This is a genomic window from Stenotrophomonas sp. Steno-Z10-BAI (assembly GCF_056393115.1).
Genome location: NZ_JBWJOZ010000007.1, coordinates 173,772 through 191,168, shown reverse-complemented (window position 1 = coordinate 191,168; position 17,397 = coordinate 173,772). Strand labels below are relative to the sequence as shown.

17 protein-coding genes are annotated in these 17,397 nt (G+C 67.2%); 12 read left to right on the top strand and 5 right to left on the bottom strand.

Features of this window, described 5'->3' with window-relative positions; genetic code table 11:
* Positions 1 to 42: 42 nt before the first annotated feature.
* On the bottom strand, positions 43 to 615 hold the full coding sequence (locus AC06E9_RS16750; RefSeq protein ID WP_478056471.1) for an OmpO family porin: 573 nt from the start codon (positions 613 to 615) through the stop codon (positions 43 to 45).
* Between the two features lie 675 nt (positions 616 to 1,290).
* Here AC06E9_RS16750 and AC06E9_RS16745 point away from each other — a divergent pair.
* Entirely contained in the window at positions 1,291 to 1,650 is a 360-nt protein-coding gene (locus AC06E9_RS16745) for a DUF1428 domain-containing protein (protein WP_282258849.1), read from the top strand.
* A gap of 147 nt (positions 1,651 to 1,797) precedes the next feature.
* Entirely contained in the window at positions 1,798 to 4,236 is a 2,439-nt protein-coding gene (locus AC06E9_RS16740) for a S9 family peptidase (protein WP_259462218.1), read from the top strand.
* A gap of 15 nt (positions 4,237 to 4,251) precedes the next feature.
* Here AC06E9_RS16740 and AC06E9_RS16735 read toward each other — a convergent pair whose 3' ends face one another.
* The gene (locus tag AC06E9_RS16735; protein WP_478056470.1) at positions 4,252 to 4,959 is read right to left on the bottom strand and encodes a hypothetical protein; all 708 of its coding nucleotides are present in this window, start codon (positions 4,957 to 4,959) and stop codon (positions 4,252 to 4,254) included.
* A gap of 260 nt (positions 4,960 to 5,219) precedes the next feature.
* Positions 5,220 to 6,239: a histone gene (locus AC06E9_RS16730; RefSeq protein ID WP_461770744.1), complete on the bottom strand. Its 1,020-nt coding sequence runs from the start codon at positions 6,237 to 6,239 to the stop codon at positions 5,220 to 5,222.
* Positions 6,240 to 6,795: 556 nt separating this feature from the next.
* Between AC06E9_RS16730 and AC06E9_RS16725 the strand changes: the two genes are divergently transcribed.
* The 10 genes from AC06E9_RS16725 (at position 6,796) to AC06E9_RS16680 (ending at position 15,477) form a co-directional block, all read left to right on the top strand.
* A complete protein-coding gene (locus tag AC06E9_RS16725; RefSeq protein WP_121044158.1) occupies positions 6,796 to 8,223 on the top strand; it encodes a Do family serine endopeptidase in 1,428 nt (475 codons plus the stop codon).
* 111 nt (positions 8,224 to 8,334) lie between these two features.
* Positions 8,335 to 8,700 (top strand): hypothetical protein, encoded by a 366-nt coding sequence (locus AC06E9_RS16720; RefSeq protein WP_121044161.1) that lies wholly within the window; start codon positions 8,335 to 8,337, stop codon positions 8,698 to 8,700.
* 8 nt (positions 8,701 to 8,708) lie between these two features.
* Positions 8,709 to 9,209, top strand: a complete 501-nt coding sequence (locus AC06E9_RS16715) for a phage holin family protein (RefSeq protein WP_193222801.1) — start codon at positions 8,709 to 8,711, stop codon at positions 9,207 to 9,209.
* Entirely contained in the window at positions 9,206 to 9,679 is a 474-nt protein-coding gene (locus AC06E9_RS16710) for a protein sip-5 (protein ID WP_121044164.1), read from the top strand. Before AC06E9_RS16715 ends, AC06E9_RS16710 begins: the two co-directional genes overlap by 4 nt.
* A gap of 136 nt (positions 9,680 to 9,815) precedes the next feature.
* Positions 9,816 to 10,907 (top strand): AI-2E family transporter, encoded by a 1,092-nt coding sequence (locus AC06E9_RS16705; RefSeq protein ID WP_121044167.1) that lies wholly within the window; start codon positions 9,816 to 9,818, stop codon positions 10,905 to 10,907.
* 85 nt (positions 10,908 to 10,992) lie between these two features.
* On the top strand, positions 10,993 to 11,469 hold the full coding sequence (locus tag AC06E9_RS16700) for a hypothetical protein (RefSeq protein ID WP_282258598.1): 477 nt from the start codon (positions 10,993 to 10,995) through the stop codon (positions 11,467 to 11,469).
* Positions 11,470 to 11,533: 64 nt separating this feature from the next.
* Positions 11,534 to 12,244, top strand: coding sequence for an HAD family hydrolase (locus tag AC06E9_RS16695; RefSeq protein WP_121044173.1), 711 nt, complete (start codon positions 11,534 to 11,536; stop codon positions 12,242 to 12,244).
* A 28-nt stretch (positions 12,245 to 12,272) separates the two neighbouring features.
* Positions 12,273 to 13,640 (top strand): leucyl aminopeptidase family protein, encoded by a 1,368-nt coding sequence (locus tag AC06E9_RS16690; protein ID WP_152152882.1) that lies wholly within the window; start codon positions 12,273 to 12,275, stop codon positions 13,638 to 13,640.
* 167 nt (positions 13,641 to 13,807) lie between these two features.
* On the top strand, positions 13,808 to 14,920 hold the full coding sequence (locus tag AC06E9_RS16685; RefSeq protein WP_478050227.1) for a catalase family peroxidase: 1,113 nt from the start codon (positions 13,808 to 13,810) through the stop codon (positions 14,918 to 14,920).
* Positions 14,917 to 15,477 carry a cytochrome b gene (locus AC06E9_RS16680; protein ID WP_121044183.1) on the top strand — a complete coding sequence of 187 codons (561 nt, stop codon included), beginning with the start codon at positions 14,917 to 14,919 and terminating at the stop codon, positions 15,475 to 15,477. Before AC06E9_RS16685 ends, AC06E9_RS16680 begins: the two co-directional genes overlap by 4 nt.
* 37 nt (positions 15,478 to 15,514) lie before the next feature.
* Here AC06E9_RS16680 and AC06E9_RS16675 read toward each other — a convergent pair whose 3' ends face one another.
* A complete protein-coding gene (locus AC06E9_RS16675) occupies positions 15,515 to 16,117 on the bottom strand; it encodes a response regulator transcription factor (RefSeq protein WP_046274363.1) in 603 nt (200 codons plus the stop codon).
* Complete coding sequence (locus AC06E9_RS16670) at positions 16,114 to 17,349, bottom strand: sensor histidine kinase (RefSeq protein ID WP_478056469.1); 1,236 nt, start codon at positions 17,347 to 17,349, stop codon at positions 16,114 to 16,116. The genes AC06E9_RS16675 and AC06E9_RS16670 overlap by 4 nt, the downstream gene beginning before the upstream one ends.
* Between the last annotated feature and the right edge of the window lie 48 nt (positions 17,350 to 17,397).

Genomic DNA, 17,397 nt, shown 5'->3' with positions numbered 1-17,397 from the left:
TGCCACGCCGGTCAGGCACGTGACGATGCGGTCACGCTGGGATTACCAGCTGAAGCGCGGGCCGACCGACCATTCCTTGTCACCATGGCGATCCATCTTGATGTCGCCATTGATGCCCCAGTTCTGGTTCAACTTCACCTGGCCACCCAGGCGGCCGTAGAACTGGCCATCCGGATTGACGCCGTGCTTCTTGCTGTAATCCTCATAGCCGGCCATGGCATAGACTTCGGCGTGCTGGCCGAACGCGGTACGGATACCGGCTTCAGCGCTGTAGCCGTTGAAATCCAGGCCTTCCTTCGGGTCGAACTTGTTGTAGGCAACGCGGCCCACGAAGTCGGTGCTGTTGCCGATTTCCTGGTTGTAGCCGACGCCGACGCGCCACTGGTCAACCTTGAAGTTGCCGATGTCGGTCTTCTGCTGGTTGTACTCGCCGAAGGCGTGGAAGTTCGGGTGGAAGGCGTAGGAACCCTTCACGCCCCAACCATCGGCCTTGCCGCCATCTGCGTCGGTCTTGACGTAGTCGGCTTCAGCGTAGTTGTAGGACAGGCCTTCAGCCGCCGAAGCGGTGAACGGGAGGGCGGCGGCCAGGGCCAGAGCAATCAACGAAGTCTTCATGGGGGTACACCTTTATGTCTTGGACTACTTGCACCCGGCATGGAGGCCGGACTGCATCGGGAATGTAAATTCTCCGTTATTCGACACAACCCGCCCTGAAGTTGACCGCGTCGACAAAAGTGAATTTTGGGGCGCCGTTCAGACGCGCTCTGGCATACGCGCGTGGCCTTTTTCAGGCGATGAGGACGTGAATGCCCGTCCTGCGCGGCGATCACGCGGGTAACTGAAAAGGGGCGGGGCGAAGGCCACGCGCGGGAACCGCGCGGGGAAAGGATTCTGGTCACGACGGTGCCCTTTCGGGGCGTCACGCGCTGGGGAAGCCGCTCTTGGGGAGTTATCGGCTAACGCGTCCATCCTCCTGGATGCACCGAGGTCCGTGCCGTGGGGCGTTGGACCGCAGGGCGCCGTGGGGCGTCCTGCCCGGCAAGGCCATCATGTGCTGAATGCGTCAGCTGGCCTATCAGGATGTTCCGCACCATGACTCAGAGTTTTCTGAGGTTTGTCCCGAAGGCCGCCGAAATTGGCGGATTGGATGCTGAATTTGTTCACTTCGTGACCGTCCTGGACAGATTCACCGCCCGCAACGGCCACCGCGCGCACTGTCGATGTTCCATCCCCCGGTTCGTCGTATGTCATGAAGGCGCCCATCCCGGCGCGTCATCTGGAGCTTTTGCCATGGCCTATATCGATGGTTTTGTACTTGCCGTGCCGACCGCGAACAAAGCGAAATTCCTGGAACACGCGCACATGGGCGATGCGATCTGCATCGAGCATGGTGCGCTGCGCGTGGTGGAGTGCTGGGGCGACGATGTCCCGCACGGCAAGCAGACCGACTTCCATCGCGCGGTAGCGGCCAAGGATGATGAGGCCGTGTTGTTCTCCTGGATCGAATGGCCGGACAAGGCCACGCGCGATGCCGGCATGCAGAAGATGATGGAGGACCCGCGGATGAACCCGGAGAACAATCCGATGCCGTTCGACGGTAAGCGGATGATCTACGGCGGCTTCGTGCCGGTGGTGGAACTCAAGAGCTGAGCGGGGCCAGGAAGGGCATACCCGCTGCGGCAGCGCCGCTTGAGTGCGCGCTGGAGCACCGGCATGCTCGGGGCTCCAGGCTGACAGGAGCACGCGCCATGAGGACGATGCTGCCTGCCGGGCGACCGTCATCAGGGAGCGAGACGCATGGCCGCAGCACGTTCGGGAATGTTTCACTGTCTGCTCGTTCTGGGGCTGGCGGTCACCGCGACCGCCAGCCCGCCGGCCAAGGCCGAGGCACCGGGCCTGATGCAGTACCAGCGCGCCGAACGTGTGCTCGACCAGCGGCTGCGCGGCAAGGTCCGCAATGCTACCGTCGCGCCACACTGGCTGGAGGACGGTCGCTTCTGGTATGCCCGCCAGGAGGACGATGGCCGCACCCGCTACCTGCTGGTCGATCCGGCGGCCTCCACGCGCACGGCGCTGTTTGACCAAAACGTCATGCAGGCGGCACTGCAGGCTGCCGGGGTCGCCGATCCAGGCGCGGTGATGCAGCAGGTGGACCGCGTCGCCCGCAGCGGCGATGGATTGCGGATCACGCTGCGCGTGGACGCAAGGCAGGTCGTGGCCTGCACGCTGCCGCTGCCGTGTGCGCTGCAAACCTCAGCGGTCGCCGATCCCCGCGACCTGCCTGCGCCGGACGGTCGACACAGCGTGCGGGTCGGGCAGGACAACCTGTGGCTGCGGCGTGGTGCCGACGGTGAACGACGGGCGCTCACCGTGGATGGCGAGCCCTCGTACGGCTATGGGGTACTGCCCGATTTTGCATTGCGCGGCATTCCGCGACGGGAAGGCCGGATGCAGATGCCGCCGTTCGCGGTCACCTGGTCACCGGACAGCCAGCGCCTATTCGGCGCGCGCTACGACGAACGCAAGGTCCTGCCCTATCCCTACCTGGCGACTGCGCCGACCACCGGGTTCCGCCCGGTCGTGCATGAAGTACGCCTGGGCCTGCTGGGCGACGCCGAGCAGGTCCGCGATGCATGGTTCGTCACCGAAGTGGTCGGCGGCACACGCAGCATCGCCGTTCCCGAGGGCTGGCACACGTTGACCGAGGCCGGCGTGCTGGGCTGGTCGGCCGATGCCGCCAAGGTCTATACGGCGATCGTGCGCTATGACCACCCCGCGCGGCTGCGTCTGGTCGAGGTGGATGTCCGCACCGGCGGCGTGCGTACCGTACGGGAAGAGCGCAGCGATACCCGTGCGCAGCTCAACAGCTATCCCTACAACCGGCCGGCGGTGCACGTTCTGCAGCGCGACGATGGCATCGTCTGGTTCTCGCAGCGCGATGGCTGGGGCCATCTGTACCTGGTCGATCGCCGCGATGGACGTGTCGTCCGTCAGCTGACCACGGGCGCATGGCTGGTGCGCGATGTGGTCGGCGTCGATGAGGTGCGTCGCCAGGTGCTGTTCACCGCCGGCGGGCGCGAGCCGGGGGATCCGTACCAACGACGCCTGTACCGCGTGTCGCTGGACGGTGGCGCGCCGGTCCTGCTGACACCGGAAGCAGCTGATCACGCGATCGATGGCGGAACCGGCGTGCTCATGGGCGGGCGGCCCTCCCACCTGCTGTCGCCCTCGGCGGCGTACGTGGTCGATGGCTACTCGCGGGTGGACCAGGCGCCGGTCAGCGTGCTGCGCTCAACGGGCGATGGCCGGGTCGTGCTGGAACTGGAGCGCGGCGACGACCGCGCCGTGCGCGCCGCCGGCTGGACGCCACCGCAGCGGGTGAGTGTCCTGGCCGCCGATGGACGCACCCAACTGCAGGCCACGGTCTATCTGCCGCCTGGCTACCGCGAGGATGGACGGCATCCGGTCATCGATGCCATGTACGGCGGACCGCACATCACCAATACCCCGGTGGGCTTCGTCGACGCCACCGCGACGATGAACCCCGTCGCGCGCTCCAGCCTGGCCCAGCTCGGCTTCGTGGTGGTGAGCATCGATGCGCGTGGCACACCCGGACGTTCCAAGGCTTTCCACGATGCCAGCTTCCTGAGCGCGGCGGATCTGCAGCTGGACGATCACGTCGCGGCGATCCGCCAGCTGGCCAGACGTTATCCGGGCATGGACCTGACGCGGGTCGGCATCTATGGGCATTCCTTCGGCGGCTACAGTGCGGCGCGTGCCCTGCTGCGCCATCCGGCGTTCTACAAGGTCGGGGTGGCTTCGGCCGGCAGCCACAGCTTCCAGGGCATGTACGGCGGCGCGATCCACGGCATGGACCGCCTGGTCGGCGGCCAGCCGGTCTATGCAGACGGCACCGCCGTGCGCCCAGCACCGGATGCAGTACCAGCGCTGTTCCAGCCACTGGCCAACGATGCACTGGCCGATCGCCTGCAGGGTCGGCTGATGCTGGTCTACGGCGACCTGGATGAGAACGCGATGCCGGCGTTGACCCTGCAGTTGGCGCGCGCCCTCACGCTGGCCAACAAGGACTACGACCTGCTCTACCTGCCCAACCAGGACCACGAACTGTTCCGCAACGACGATTACTACATGCGCCGGATGTGGGATTACTTCGTCACCCATCTGATGGGTGCGACGCCGCCGCCCTACCGGATCGGGGCGGCCGCCTCGCCGTGAGCGGATGCGGGCCGCTCAGCGATGAGCGTCGGCAGGATCGTCCGCTCCACCTCCCATGCCAGCACCGCCCATTCCTCCCATACCACCACCGCCTCCACCGCCCATCCCTCCGCCGCCTTTGCCGCCGCCTTTGCCGCCGCCCTTGTCACCCGCATCGCCCTTGCCCTTCGCACCGGCCGAGGGCCGTGCGGGACCCTGGCGCGGGATGGTGACCGTGGTTGGAATCGGATCCAGGTCCAGCGCCTGACGGATGAAGTCACGCAGCGACACCACCAGCTCGGCCGTGGGAACGAGGCGACCCTGGGCCATCTCGTTGGCGGCGTGGGCGGCCAGGCGCACCTGCTCGTCGGTGCCCAGCAGGACGATGTCCGACAGGGCCGCTTCCACCGCATCACGGATCCGCCGCGCACGCTCGCCACCGTTCTCGGCCTCCGCCGGCAGGTGCAGCGCATCGCCGTCTTCGCTGCCGTCGGGCAGCGCGCGGAAATCCCGGCGATGGCGTGGATCGACATCGAGCGTGCCGGTGAATGAGCCGCCAAGGATCTTGTAAGCGGCGATCAGCGTACGCAGACGCTCGTTGATCTGACGATTCTCGCGCTCGCGACGCTGCTGCATGGTCTGCATGACCAGGAGCCGGATGCCGACGCCGATCAACGTAATGATCGCCAACCCGACCAGGGTGGAGAGCATGGCCTGCCAGGAGCTGAAGTCGAGACCGCGCATTGCATCTTCCCGTGAACGTGTGCCGGTCAGGTTAGCAACAGACGCAGGGAGGCACCGTCAAGCATGCTCCGGCTGGGCGCAGGAGCCGAGGGAAGCGGAACAGTGGGGGCATGATCCGGGAGCCTGATCGCACAGTGACGCGATGCGCTCGACCGGGGATGCCGAAATGACCCGGGACGGGCAAATGACCGGGGACGGGGACAGGCCGTTCCCACCATGCCGCTCCCGCCCTCAGGCAGGAGCAGCACGTTACAACTTACTTACTTGCGCGCGCGCTTGGCCGGCGCCTTGCGGGCAACCGGCTTGGCAGCAGCACGCTTGGCCGGGGCGGCCTTGCGGGCCGGAGCCTTCTTCGCCGGGGCCTTCTTGGCCACAGCCTTCTTGGCGGTAGCGACCTTCTTGCCGACGGTCTTCTTGGCGGCCGCGGTCTTCTTGGTCACGGCCTTCTTGGCGGTGGCGACCTTCTTGCCAACCGACTTGCGGGCGACGGCGGTCTTCTTGCCGGCCACCTTCTTGGCGGTCGCGGTCTTCTTGGTCACCGCCTTCTTGGCGGTCGCCGACTTCTTGGCCACAGCCTTCTTGGCGGTGGCGACCTTCTTGCCGACGGTCTTCTTGGCGACGGCGGTCTTCTTGCCGGCCACCTTCTTGGCCGCTGCGGTCTTCTTGGTCACGGCCTTCTTGGCGGTCGCCGACTTCCTGGCAACAGCGGTCTTGGCAGCGGCGACCTTCTTGCCGACGGTCTTCTTGGCGGCAGCGGTCTTCTTGGTCACGGCCTTCTTGGCGGTCGCGGTCTTCTTGGCGACAGCCTTCTTGGCGGTGGCAACCTTCTTGGTCACGGTCTTCTTGGCAGCAGCCGCCTTCTTGGTCACGGCCTTCTTGGCGGTCGTGGCCTTCTTGCCGGCAGCCTTGGTGGTCTTGGTCACGGCCTTTTCAGCGGCGGCCTTCTTCTTGGCGACCTGCTTCTTGATGGCAGTGGCTTCGGCCTTGGCGTTCTTCTTGGCCGCTTCCAGCTTCTGCTTGGCGGTGGCCAGGGTCTTGCCGACCGACTTGGCCGCCTTGTCAGCCTTCTTGGCGACGGTCTTCTCGACCTTGGTCACGGCCTTCTTGACCTTGGCGACCTGGGTGGTGGCAGCCTTGCGGGCGCGCTTGGCGGTCTTCTTGACCGAAGCGACGGCATCTTCCGCAACGTGTGCGATGGTCTCGCCGACGTTGGTGGCGGTTTCTTTTGCATCTTCGACGGTCTGCGAGAGAACCGTGGTCACACCATTACCGTTGCTCATTGAGTGCCTCCTAAGGGGCCTGGTTAGTCAAATCGCTGGCGATGCTATACCGGCGCGGTCCATCGTGGAACGGTCTTGATGCGATGCTCGTGCCACGCCGACAGTAGCACCCCCATCGTCGGCAGCAAGCAACGCACCAACCACTTGCACGAAACCCCTTGAAAACAGCATCGGCGCTCCAGCGCGTGGCGCACGCGATGTGTCTCGATGCGCATGTCGGCTGCATTCAATGAGCCCATGATTGATCGTCGCACTTGATCCATTCCCTGCCCTCGCACCCGGCATTTGCGCTGGTTTCGATGACGCGGATGCGCCTTGCAGGTGCATGACCCGGGTGCGCCTGGACGTTGCCAAGCACACCACACCGCCCTCCTTCGCACCTCGCCACCGGCCCATATCGGCCCCGCCATCCGTGCCCAGGCAACGTCACCGCAAGGCCGACGACGCGGCGAATTTCATCCAAGGTTTAGCCGATTGCGGACACACTCATTCAGGTTGAATTACCGTATACGTGTTTTCCCTGCCCCCGTCCCCTCCGACACGGAACCGCCGGACCATGCGACCGCTCCCGACCCTGCTCACGCTCGCCCTCGCCGCTGCCTTCGGCGGGTTCACCGCCACGGCCATCAACGCGCACCTGGACAACCGTGCCGAAGCGGCGCCAGCCGCGTACACGATTCCGACCACGGCCGCGCTGCCCGCAGCGATCGCCGGCCAGGCGGTGCCCTCGCTGGCGCCGATGCTGGAGCGGGTGATGCCGGCAGTCGTCAGCGTCAACACCAAGCAGGTGGTGCGCGTGCGCAACCCCTATTTCAACGACCCGTTCTTCCGCCGGCTGTTCCCGGAAGTGCCGCAGGAACGCATCAACGAATCACTGGGCTCGGGCGTCATCATCGATGCCGCCGAGGGCCTGGTGCTGACCAACCATCACGTCATCGACAACGCCGACGACGTGCAGGTGACCCTGGCCGACGGGCGCACGGTGAAGGCTGAATTCATCGGCTCCGATGCCGATACCGATGTCGCGTTGATCCGCATTCCGACCGGCAACCTGACCGAGATCAAGCTCGGCGACAGCGCCCAGCTGCGCGTGGGCGACTTCGTGGTGGCGATCGGCAACCCCTTCGGTTTCAGCCAGACGGTCACCTCCGGCATCGTCTCTGCGGTGGGCCGCAGCGGCATCCGCGGGCTGGGCTACCAGAACTTCATCCAGACCGATGCCTCGATCAACCCGGGCAATTCCGGCGGTGCGCTGGTCAACCTGCAGGGGCAACTGGTCGGCATCAATACCGCCAGTTTCAATCCGCAGGGCAGCATGGCCGGCAACATCGGCCTGGGCCTGGCGATCCCCTCCAACCTGGCGCGCGATGTGGTCGACCAGCTGGTCAAACACGGCGTGGTGGTGCGTGGCACGCTCGGCATCGAGGCGCAGAACCTGACCCAGCAGATCGCGCAGGGCCTGGGGCTGACCGAGACGCGGGGGGCGCTGGTGACCCGCGTGCTGGCCGGGTCCAGTGCCGCGGCCGCCGGACTCAAGCCGGGCGATGTGGTGGTGTCGGCCAACGGCCAGCGCGTGGACAGTGCCCAGGCGCTGCACAACGTGGAAGGCCTGCAACCGGTCGGCAGCACGCTGACCCTGGACGTGCGCCGTGAGGGCAAGCCGCTGCAGATCAAGGCCACGCTGAAAGAACAGGCACGCGCGGTCACCGGCGAGTCGCTCGATCCGCGCTTGGGCGGGGCCACCTTCGTCGATCTGCCCGAGTCGCTGCGCCAGGCCGGTGTCAGCGGGGTGTTGGTCAGTGACGTCAAACGCGGCAGCCGCGCGGCAGCCTCCGGGCTTGCGCAGGGCGACGTGATCACCGCGGCAACGGCAGGTGAGTTTGCCGACCTCGCCAGCTGGCGCGCCAACTTCCAGCAGCGCCCGGCGCAGCTGGTGCTCAGGATCATCCGGGGAAATGGCGGCGGCCAGCTGGTGATGCGCTGAACGCGGCGTCAGCCGTAACGTCGCTTACACCCGGCCGATGCTATTACCTTGTGTTCGTTGCCGTCGGATCGTCCGCGGTCACCTTCCCCATCGCATAGCAGGAGATACACGATGAGCCCCACCAATACCGAGAACCTGAAGGAACACCTGGGCGAAGCCGGCTCGCACCTGAAGTCGGCGGCCACCGCTGCCGGCGGTGCGATCAAGGGCGCCACCGGCGCTGCCGGTGATGAGCTGCGCCTCGGCAAGGCCAACGTCAAGGCCGAGCTGTCCGATACCGCGCTGTCCGGTCTGGCCGCGGCCGAGTTCGGTGGTGCCGCTGCCAAGGAACAGGTCGATGCACTGATGGACAAGGGCAAGGACCTGGTCGACAGCGCCGCCGAACTGATCCGTGAGCGTCCGCTGGCCTCCTTCGGCGTCGCCTTCGCCGCCGGCTGGATCATCGCCAAGCTGGCCCGCAGCGGCGGCGACAAGTAAGCAACGGCGTGAGCGATCAAGCCCAGTCGCCCGCCCCCGGTGGCGCGGATACCCCGCCACCGGACAGCGGTGAAAAAGCACCCCGCCTGGACGAGAGCATCCGCCAGGTGGGTGAGGCCGGTCGCGAGACGGTGGATTCGGCCAAGCACACGCTGCGCTCCCTGCGACGGTTGGCCTCGGCCGACTTCGCATTGGCGCGCAGCGCGTTTGGCCGGGCACTGGCCTGGGCCGGCGTGGCGATCGTATTCGGCGCGTCGGCCTGGTTGTTGCTGGCCGGTACGCTGATCGCCCTGATGCAGCGATGGGGCCTGTCCTGGTTCCATTCGCTGCTGATCACGTCGATCGTCAGCCTGCTCGTCACCGGTTACGCGATGTGGCGGGTCTCGTTCTTCTTCCGCCATACCGGCATGCATGCCACCCGCCGCCAGTTGTCGCGGCTGGGCCTGTATGACGAACCGAGCGATGAAGATCCCGATGCCGACGTGGATACCACGGGGGTGAAGCGATGAACTTCGAAGCCTTGCGGCAACGCGTCCAGCGTGCCGAGCTGGTGGTGGCGGTGCGGGTCGAAAAAACCCGCAGCAGCTGGTCCACCCTCAGCACCGTCTGGCGTACCGGATGGACACCGCTGCGCATCATCACCGTCGGTCTCGCCGGCGGCTTCCTGGCCGGCAAGCTGGAGCCGACCGGGCTCGGCGCGAAAGTGCAGGGCGCGCGTTGGCTGCAGATGATCGGCTCGGTCTCCAATCTGGTGGCCAGTACCCAGGCCGCGTTCGCCTCGATGCAGGCCAGCGAAGCGGCTGACACCGCCGAGCAGGCGGCCGACAAGGTGGATGACGCCACCGATCAGGCGCCGCGTCAGGCGGCTCGGGCTCCGGCAGCAGCCGCGCCACGGCTCACTCCGGAACGGCGTGCCGATCCGGCCTCGCCGCATCAGCCGCAACCGGCGGAAGCCGCCACGGACCTGTCCGAACGCTGATCGCACCGCGCTCGGACGCACTATCCAAAGGCCCTGCGATACCCGTCGCGGGGCCTTTCTTCGTCTGCACGCCCCCCACACGCCATGCGCACCCGGCTTGCCCAATAATGACGCTCCTTTCCAGTGTGCGACCTGCATGAGCGTTCCGGTATCCCCTTCCGCTGAAGCCGCTGTCGCACCTTCCCCGCCCCGGCCACGCGCGCCGATGTCGCTGGTGATCCTGGCCACCCTGGCGGTGGCCTTTACCCTGTGGGCGGCGCAGGACGTGGTGCTGCCGATCCTGCTGGCGATGTTCTTCGCGCTGGTCGGCAACCCGATCCTGCGGGTGCTGCAGAAGATCTGGATCCCCCGTTTCCTCGGTGCGGTGCTGGTGCTTGGCGTGGGCCTGAGCGGCGCTGCCGCACTGGGCGTGCAGTTGGTGGGCCCGGCGATGGAGTGGGCCCAGGAGGCACCGCAGCAGCTGCGCAAGGTCGCCCGCCAGGTACAGAACCTGACCAAGCCGGTGCAGCAGGCCAACCAGGCCGCCGAGAACTTCGCGCGGGTGGCCGGTGGCGAAGGCAGCCGCCGGGTGCAGATCGTGCGCACCCAGATGGATGATCCGTACAAGGTCCTGACCCGTGCACCACGGTTGGCTGCTTCGGTGCTGGCGGTGGTGCTGTTGACCCTGTTCTTCATGATTTACGGGCAGAGCCTGCAGAAGCACGCCATCGCCCTGTTCCCCAGCCGCCAGCAGCAACGGTTCACGACCGACATCCTGCGTTCGATCGAACGCGAGGTGTCCCGCTATGTGCTGACCATCACCGTGATCAACACGCTGGTCGGCCTGGTGTTCGCCGGCATCCTGCTGCTGCTCGGCATCTCGCTGCAGGAGGCGCTGCTGTGGGGCACCGTGGCGGCGCTGCTGAACTTCGCGCCGTATGTGGGACCGCTGATCGGCGTGGCGCTGATGCTGCTGATGGGCTTCGTGGAGTTCAGTGATCCGTTCCAGGCGCTGCTGCCGGCCGCGTGCTATCTCGCCCTGCATACCGTCGAAGGCCAGGTGGTGACGCCGATCGTGCTCGGCCGCCGGATGGCGATCTCACCGCTGATCCTGATCCTGGCGCTGATGGTGTTCGGCTGGCTGTGGGGCATGATCGGCCTGCTTCTGGCGGTGCCGCTGCTGGTCTGCATCAAGCTGGTGCTGGCGCGGCTGGATGGCACCCAGGGCTGGGCCAAGCTGCTGGAATAAGCGGTTCAGGGCAAGGATACGGCTGGGCGCGCGATCCCCGGTGCTGCCAGAATACCGGCACCTTTTCGGATGGATCCCGGCCCTGATGTCTTCCCTCGCTGTCCGTTGCCTCGCCCTCGCCGGCCTTGTCACCCTTGCTGCCCCGACGTTGGCCGCTCCCCCACCCAGCGCCGAGGTGGCCAGCCGCCAGCTGATCGAGGCGGTCACCTGCAAGCGTCACCTGACGCCTGCGCAGTTCGCCGCGCTGGCAAAGGTGCTCAAGCCGACCGAGCTGCAGGCGTACGGCGAACTGTCCGATGGCGAGTATGCGCTGACCAAACCATTGCTCGTGCTGGGCCAGCCGGTGAACCGCCTGCACCTGTACGACGGCGCCAGCGGCGAGGACAGCATCGACAGCTATACCGCCTACTTCAGCACGGCCGGTATCGACCAGATCGCAGCGCTGGCGAAGATTCCGCGCAATGAAGCCGGCGACTACACGCTGGAAGTGGGCCGCCACGACCTGAGCGTGCGGCAGGACGAGGGCCAGGCATCCATCGCCTGCTCCTACGACCTGCGCTGAAGCACCTCACCTCGGCGCCTGCGCGCGCCATGAAAGCCCGCGCGCGCAGGCGTAGAATGGCGGGGTGAATTTCCCAGTCCAAGCCATCACCCTCGACCTCGACGACACCTTGTGGCCGTTCGCCCCCATCGGCGCCCGCATCGACCAGGTGTTGTACGAGTGGATGCTCCAGCACAGCCCCGCCACCGCCGCGATGTATCCGGTGGCGGCGATGCGCGAACTGCGCGAGCGCTCCTTCCATGACAACCCGCACCTGCACTACGACCTGAGCGCGCTGCGCCGGTTGACGCTGAGCGAGGCGCTGGACAAAAGCGGCGCCGATCCGGCGCTGCTGGAACCGGCCTACGAGGCGTTCTACGCCGCGCGCAACCAGGTGGAGTTCTACCCGGATGCGATGGACGCACTGGCCCGGATCGCCGCGCGCGTGCCGGTCGCCGCGCTCAGCAACGGCAATGCCGACCTGCAGCGGATTGGCGTGTCCCACCACTTCACCTTCCAGCTCGGCTCGCGCGAGCACGGTGCGGCCAAGCCGGCCGCCAGCATTTTCCACGCCGCCTGCGATCGCCTCGGCATCGCACCTGCCCAGGTACTGCACGTCGGCGACCACGCCGAGATGGACGTGGTCGGTGCGATGCAGGCCGGCCTGCGCGGCTGCTGGATCAACCGCGAAGAACACACCTGGACCCACCCTTCACTGCAGCCCGATCTGCAGTTCGACACCCTGACCGGGTTGGCCGACTGGCTGGATGCGAACGCATCCGCCCAGCACGCGTAAGCCGCCGCCCAAGGAGCACTCGAATCCCATGTCCCAGATCAACGGTTTCACTTCCGAGACGCGCAACGCCCTGCCGCTGCACGTGATGACCCGCGAGCAGTACGCCGGCTGGCGTGCGCAGCAATCCGACGCGCTCGGCGCGTGGCTGGATGCGCAGCGGTTCAACGGCAGCGGTGGCAGCGTGGTGCTGCTGCCGGGCGAACACGGCCTGGCCGGCGCCATCGTCGGTGTGGGCGACCCGGGGGATGTCTACAGCTACGCGCATGCGCCGTTCGCGCTGCCCGAAGGCACCGTCTGGACGCTGGCGGATGCACTGGCACCGGAGATCGAGACCCTGCTGCAGCTCGGCTGGGGCCTGGGCAGCTACCGCTTCGCGCGGTATCGCAAACCGAACCGCGCGCCGGCCCAGCTGGCCGCCACGCCCTCGGCTGAAGTGCGCGACGTGATCGCCGCCAGCCTGCGCGTGCGCGACTGGGTCAACACCCCGACCGAAGACATGGGGCCGCAGCAGCTCGAAGACGCCGCGCGCGAGCTGGCCACCGCGCATGGTGCGCAGATCGAGGTGATCACCGGCGATGCGTTGCTGGAGCAGAACTTCCCGTCCATCCACGCGGTGGGCCGCGCCTCGCATCGCGCGCCGCGCCTGATCGTGCTGCGCTGGGGCAACCCGGGCCAGCCGCATGTGGCGCTGGTCGGCAAGGGCGTGTGCTTCGATACCGGCGGGCTGGACATCAAGCCGGGCGACGGCATGCGCAACATGAAAAAGGACATGGGCGGCGCCGCGCACGCACTGGGCCTGGCCGGCCTGATCATGGCCCAGCAGTTGCCGGTGCAGCTGACCCTGCTGATCCCGGCGGTGGAAAACGCGATCGGTCCGGATGCGTTCCGCCCGGGCGAAGTGATCGCCACCCGCAAGGGCCTGAGCATCGAGATCGACAACACCGACGCCGAAGGGCGCGTGATCCTCGCCGATGCACTGACCTATGCCAGCGAGCAGCAGCCGGAGATCGTGCTCGATTTCGCCACCCTGACCGGCGCGGCCCGCATCGCGCTCGGCCCGGATCTGCCGGCGCTCTTCAGCAACGACGACACCCTGGCCCAGCAGTGGCTGCAGGCCGGTGAATCGGTGCGCGATCCGGTCTGGCGCATGCCGCTGTGGCGCCCGTACCTGCGCTACCTGCACAGCAACATCGCGGATCTGGCCAATGCCGGTTCGCGCATGGCCGGCTCGGTCACCGCCGCGCTGTACCTGGAGCGCTTCATCGCGGAAGGCCAGACCTGGGCGCACCTGGATGTATACGCTTGGAACGACGGCGAACGCCCGGGCCGCCCGGCCGGTGGCGAGGCGCTGGCGCTGCGCTCGGCGTGGGCGATGCTCAAGACGCGCTACGCCTGAAGCACGGCCGGGTGATGCCCGGCACGCGCTGAACCACACGATCCCCGCCCCGGCGGGGATCGTCGTTTTTGAAACGTTGTCGAAAATGTGAATATCGGCCTGCGCCGGGTTCTGACACCATGCTCCTGTCGCCCACCCACACGCATCGTGAAGGCAGGAATCCGGACATGTCGCTCTTCGGCTATACCCGCGCTGGTCGCGAACCGGGCGCCCCACGCCCTCCCTCACCGTTGCTGTGGATCGCCCTGATCGCCCTGATCGCCGGCGGCCTGGTGCTGGCCTTTGCCTGGCTGGCCGGCTGGATCGGCCGCGACCGCGTCACCGCGCAGACCTTCACCGATGCCATCGAGGCGACCGGCCCCCCGCAGCCCGGCTTCCGCCGCGCGCATACCAAAGGTGTCTGCGTCAGCGGCGTGTTCCAGGGCACACCGGAGGGCGCGGCGCTGAGTTCGGCACGCGTGTTCCGCCAGCGCCAGGTACCGGTACTGGGCCGCCTCTCGATCGGCGGCGGTGACCCGCATGGCGCCGACAACAAGGCCCGCGTGCGCAGCATGGCGCTGCAGCTGGTCAGCGACGACGGCCAGGAATGGCGCATGGCGATGAACAGCTTCCCGTTCTTCGCGGTGCCCACTGCCGAGGCCTTCCTGGAACAGACCCGCGCCGGCATCCCGGACCCGGCCACCGGTAAACCGGACCCGGCAAAGATGGCCGCCGTGCTGGAGAAGTACCCCTCCGCGCGTGCCTTCCAGCAGTGGGCCAAGACCGCCCCGTGGTCGAACAGCTGGGCCAACACCACCTACAACGGCGTCAACAGTTTCCGCTTCACCGCCACCGATGGCAGCCACCGCTTCGTGCGCTGGAGCATGCGCCCGCAGGCGCCCTTCGAGGACATGACGCCGGAGCAGCGCGCGCAGTCCGACGATGATCTCCTCAGTGAGGAGTTCGCGCAGCGGCTGGCGCAGGGCCCGGTGCGCTGGGATATGTGGGTGACCCTCGCCAATGATGGCGACCCGGTCAATGATCCCTCGCAGGTCTGGCCGGAGGACCGCCGCCAGGTGAAGGCCGGCACACTCACCCTGAGCAGCATGCAGCCGCAGGCCACCGGCGCGTGCCGCGATCTCAATTACGATCCGCTGATCCTGCCCAGTGGTGTAGCGGGCACGGATGATCCCATCCTGGCCGCACGCTCGGCGGTGTATTCGCAATCGTTCAATCGCCGCGAGCGCGAAATCGCCAGCGGCAAAGCACCCGTTGCGACGGGCAAGGAAGGTGCGCGATGAACCGTGATGCCGGCCATTTCAATCTCCTCGCACGCGTCCTGCACTGGCTGATGGCGGCGATGATCCTGACCATGCTGTTCGTCGGTGTGACCATGGTCGCTTCGCTGCACTGGCGGCCGATGCTGATCGATCTGCATCGACCACTCGGCATCGCGATCCTGCTGCTGGTGCTGGTGCGCCTGTACAACCGCCTGCGGCATCGCCCACCGCCGCTGCCAGCCGATCTGCCCGCCTGGCAGGCCGCGGCCGCGCATGCCTCGCACTGGGTGCTGTACGGACTGATGCTGGCGATGCCGCTGGTCGGCTGGGGCATGCTCTCTGCCGGCGGCTACCCGATCGTGATGGGAGGAGGCGTCCACCTGCCGGCGATCCTGCCACACAACCCGGCGCTGTACGCCGCCCTGCGCAACGCACACAGCCTGCTCGCCTATGTGCTGTTCGCCACGGTGGTGATGCACCTGTCAGCGGCGCTGTTCCACCTGTGGGTGCGCCGCGATGGCGTGTTCCAGGCGATGGCGAAGGGGCCGGAGAAAGAGCGCAACGATGATGCCGGATAAATCAGGCTGCCTGGCATCCTGGTAGCCACCGACCGCGTTACAGCCAGCCTTTCTGCCGCGCCAGCCGATACGCTTCGATGCGGTTGGCGACGCCGAGCTTGCCGATGCACTCGGACAGGTAGTTGCGCACCGTGCCGTGCGAGAGGCCGAGCTGGGTGGCGATCTCGCTGGCCGAGCGGCCGTCGCCGGACAGGCGCAGCACCTGACGCTCGCGGTCGTTGAGTGGATCGGCCTGCGACCATGCATCCAATGCCAGCTGCGGGTCGATCGCGCGGCCGCCGTGCTGCACCTGGCGCAGCGCATCGGCCAGGCGCTCGGCCGGGGCGTCCTTGAGCAGGTAGCCGCAGACGCCGGCATCCAGCGCGCGGCGCAGGAAACCCGAACGCGCGAAGGTGGTGACGATCACCACCTTGATCGGCAGCCCCTGGCGGGCGATCCGCTGCGCCAGCTCCAGCCCGGACAGCCCAGGCATTTCGATGTCGGTGACCAGGATGTCCGGTTTGAGCTGCTGCAGCATCCGCCACGCGGCCTCGCCGTCGGCCGCACTGCCGAGCACCTCGATGTCCGGCTCCAGCCCGAGCAGCGCGGACAAGGCGCCACGCACCATCGCCTGGTCTTCGGCGAGCACGATGCGGATCATGATGCGCCCCCGGCAGGCAGCGACGGCGCGGTCGGCATCTCCACCGGCGCCACCACGGCGGTGGTCGCGGCCGGCAAGGTGACCCGCACCGTCACGCAGGTGCCCTCCCCTTTTGCCGACTGCACCGCCAGGGTGCCACGCAGTGCAGCGACGCGTTCGCGCATCCCGGTCAGCCCGTTCCCATCAACGTGGACGCCGCCGCGCCCGTCATCACGGATCTGCATCAACAGACTGCGCCCGTCCTGTTCGAAGGTGATCAACGCCTGCCGCGCCTGCGCATGGCGGGCGACATTCGTCACCGCCTCGCGCAGCACCAGCGACAGCGCACGCTCGGTATCGACCGGCATCGGCGGCGGCGGCGCGTAGTGCAGATGCACATGCTGGTACTCCAGCAGCAATCGGGCCGAAGCCAGTTCGGCGGCCAGATCGCTGGCGCGGATACCGGTCACCGCGCTGCGCACTTCGGCCAGCGCCTGCCGCGCGATCGTTTCAGCCTCGTCCACTTCGCGGCGCGAGCCCACCGGATCGCGGTCGGCCAGCTTGCGCGAGAGCTCCAGCTTCAAGGTGATCAAGGACAGCGTATGCCCCAGCAGATCGTGCAGATCGCGGCCGATGCGCTCGCGTTCGGCAGTCGCCGCCAGCCGGCGCACTTCATCCTGGGACAGCTGCAGCGCTGCATCCTGTTCATGGCTCGCGGTTTCGAAATTGACCACCAGGCTGATGATCATTGCCATGCTCGGGATCCAGATCAGCGCCTGCCACGGATAGTGGGCCAACAGACCCACCACCACGAACAACGCGTTCAAGCCCACCAGCTGCAGCAGATAGCGCCCGTAGCCACTGCGGCGCGAGACGCGCAGGGTGACACAGCCGAAAATGAAGTAGCTCACCGCCGAGGGGTACCACGCCAGCGGCACCAGCCCCAGTACCACCATCGACAGCGCATAGCGCGGTGCGTGGCAACGCGGTGCGAGCAGCACAGCGGCGTACAGGACCAGGAACACCGGATAGGTCAGCAGGGTCAGCGCCGCCCAGCGCCACGTGTAGCCACCGCCGAACAACGGCGTCAGGAACACCCACAGCGTCCACAGCAGGTGGATCGCATCGACCCACGGCGATCTGCCGCGCCGCAGGTTCTCGGCCACGGCCGAATCCGGCGCAGGGCGCAACAGGGAGGCGGGCCGACTGAAGGACACGGACGATTCCAGGGCAGAACGAACAGGCGCGATCATGCCACTTCAGCCGATGCGCCGCAGGCGGCGCCGTGCCAGCCCAAGCGC

What these genes read in the sequence shown, in the direction of transcription:
- AC06E9_RS16750 (WP_478056471.1), bottom strand. Translation starts at nt 615, where the DNA reads ATGAAGACTTCGTTGATTGCTCTGGCCCTGGCCGCCGCCCTCCCGTTC.
- AC06E9_RS16745 (WP_282258849.1), top strand. Translation starts at nt 1,291, where the DNA reads ATGGCCTATATCGATGGTTTTGTACTTGCCGTGCCGACCGCGAACAAA.
- AC06E9_RS16740 (WP_259462218.1), top strand. Translation starts at nt 1,798, where the DNA reads ATGGCCGCAGCACGTTCGGGAATGTTTCACTGTCTGCTCGTTCTGGGG.
- AC06E9_RS16735 (WP_478056470.1), bottom strand. Translation starts at nt 4,959, where the DNA reads ATGCGCGGTCTCGACTTCAGCTCCTGGCAGGCCATGCTCTCCACCCTG.
- AC06E9_RS16730 (WP_461770744.1), bottom strand. Translation starts at nt 6,239, where the DNA reads ATGAGCAACGGTAATGGTGTGACCACGGTTCTCTCGCAGACCGTCGAA.
- AC06E9_RS16725 (WP_121044158.1), top strand. Translation starts at nt 6,796, where the DNA reads ATGCGACCGCTCCCGACCCTGCTCACGCTCGCCCTCGCCGCTGCCTTC.
- AC06E9_RS16720 (WP_121044161.1), top strand. Translation starts at nt 8,335, where the DNA reads ATGAGCCCCACCAATACCGAGAACCTGAAGGAACACCTGGGCGAAGCC.
- AC06E9_RS16710 (WP_121044164.1), top strand. Translation starts at nt 9,206, where the DNA reads ATGAACTTCGAAGCCTTGCGGCAACGCGTCCAGCGTGCCGAGCTGGTG.
- AC06E9_RS16705 (WP_121044167.1), top strand. Translation starts at nt 9,816, where the DNA reads ATGAGCGTTCCGGTATCCCCTTCCGCTGAAGCCGCTGTCGCACCTTCC.
- AC06E9_RS16700 (WP_282258598.1), top strand. Translation starts at nt 10,993, where the DNA reads ATGTCTTCCCTCGCTGTCCGTTGCCTCGCCCTCGCCGGCCTTGTCACC.
- AC06E9_RS16690 (WP_152152882.1), top strand. Translation starts at nt 12,273, where the DNA reads ATGTCCCAGATCAACGGTTTCACTTCCGAGACGCGCAACGCCCTGCCG.
- AC06E9_RS16685 (WP_478050227.1), top strand. Translation starts at nt 13,808, where the DNA reads ATGTCGCTCTTCGGCTATACCCGCGCTGGTCGCGAACCGGGCGCCCCA.
- AC06E9_RS16680 (WP_121044183.1), top strand. Translation starts at nt 14,917, where the DNA reads ATGAACCGTGATGCCGGCCATTTCAATCTCCTCGCACGCGTCCTGCAC.
- AC06E9_RS16675 (WP_046274363.1), bottom strand. Translation starts at nt 16,117, where the DNA reads ATGATCCGCATCGTGCTCGCCGAAGACCAGGCGATGGTGCGTGGCGCC.
- AC06E9_RS16670 (WP_478056469.1), bottom strand. Translation starts at nt 17,349, where the DNA reads ATGATCGCGCCTGTTCGTTCTGCCCTGGAATCGTCCGTGTCCTTCAGT.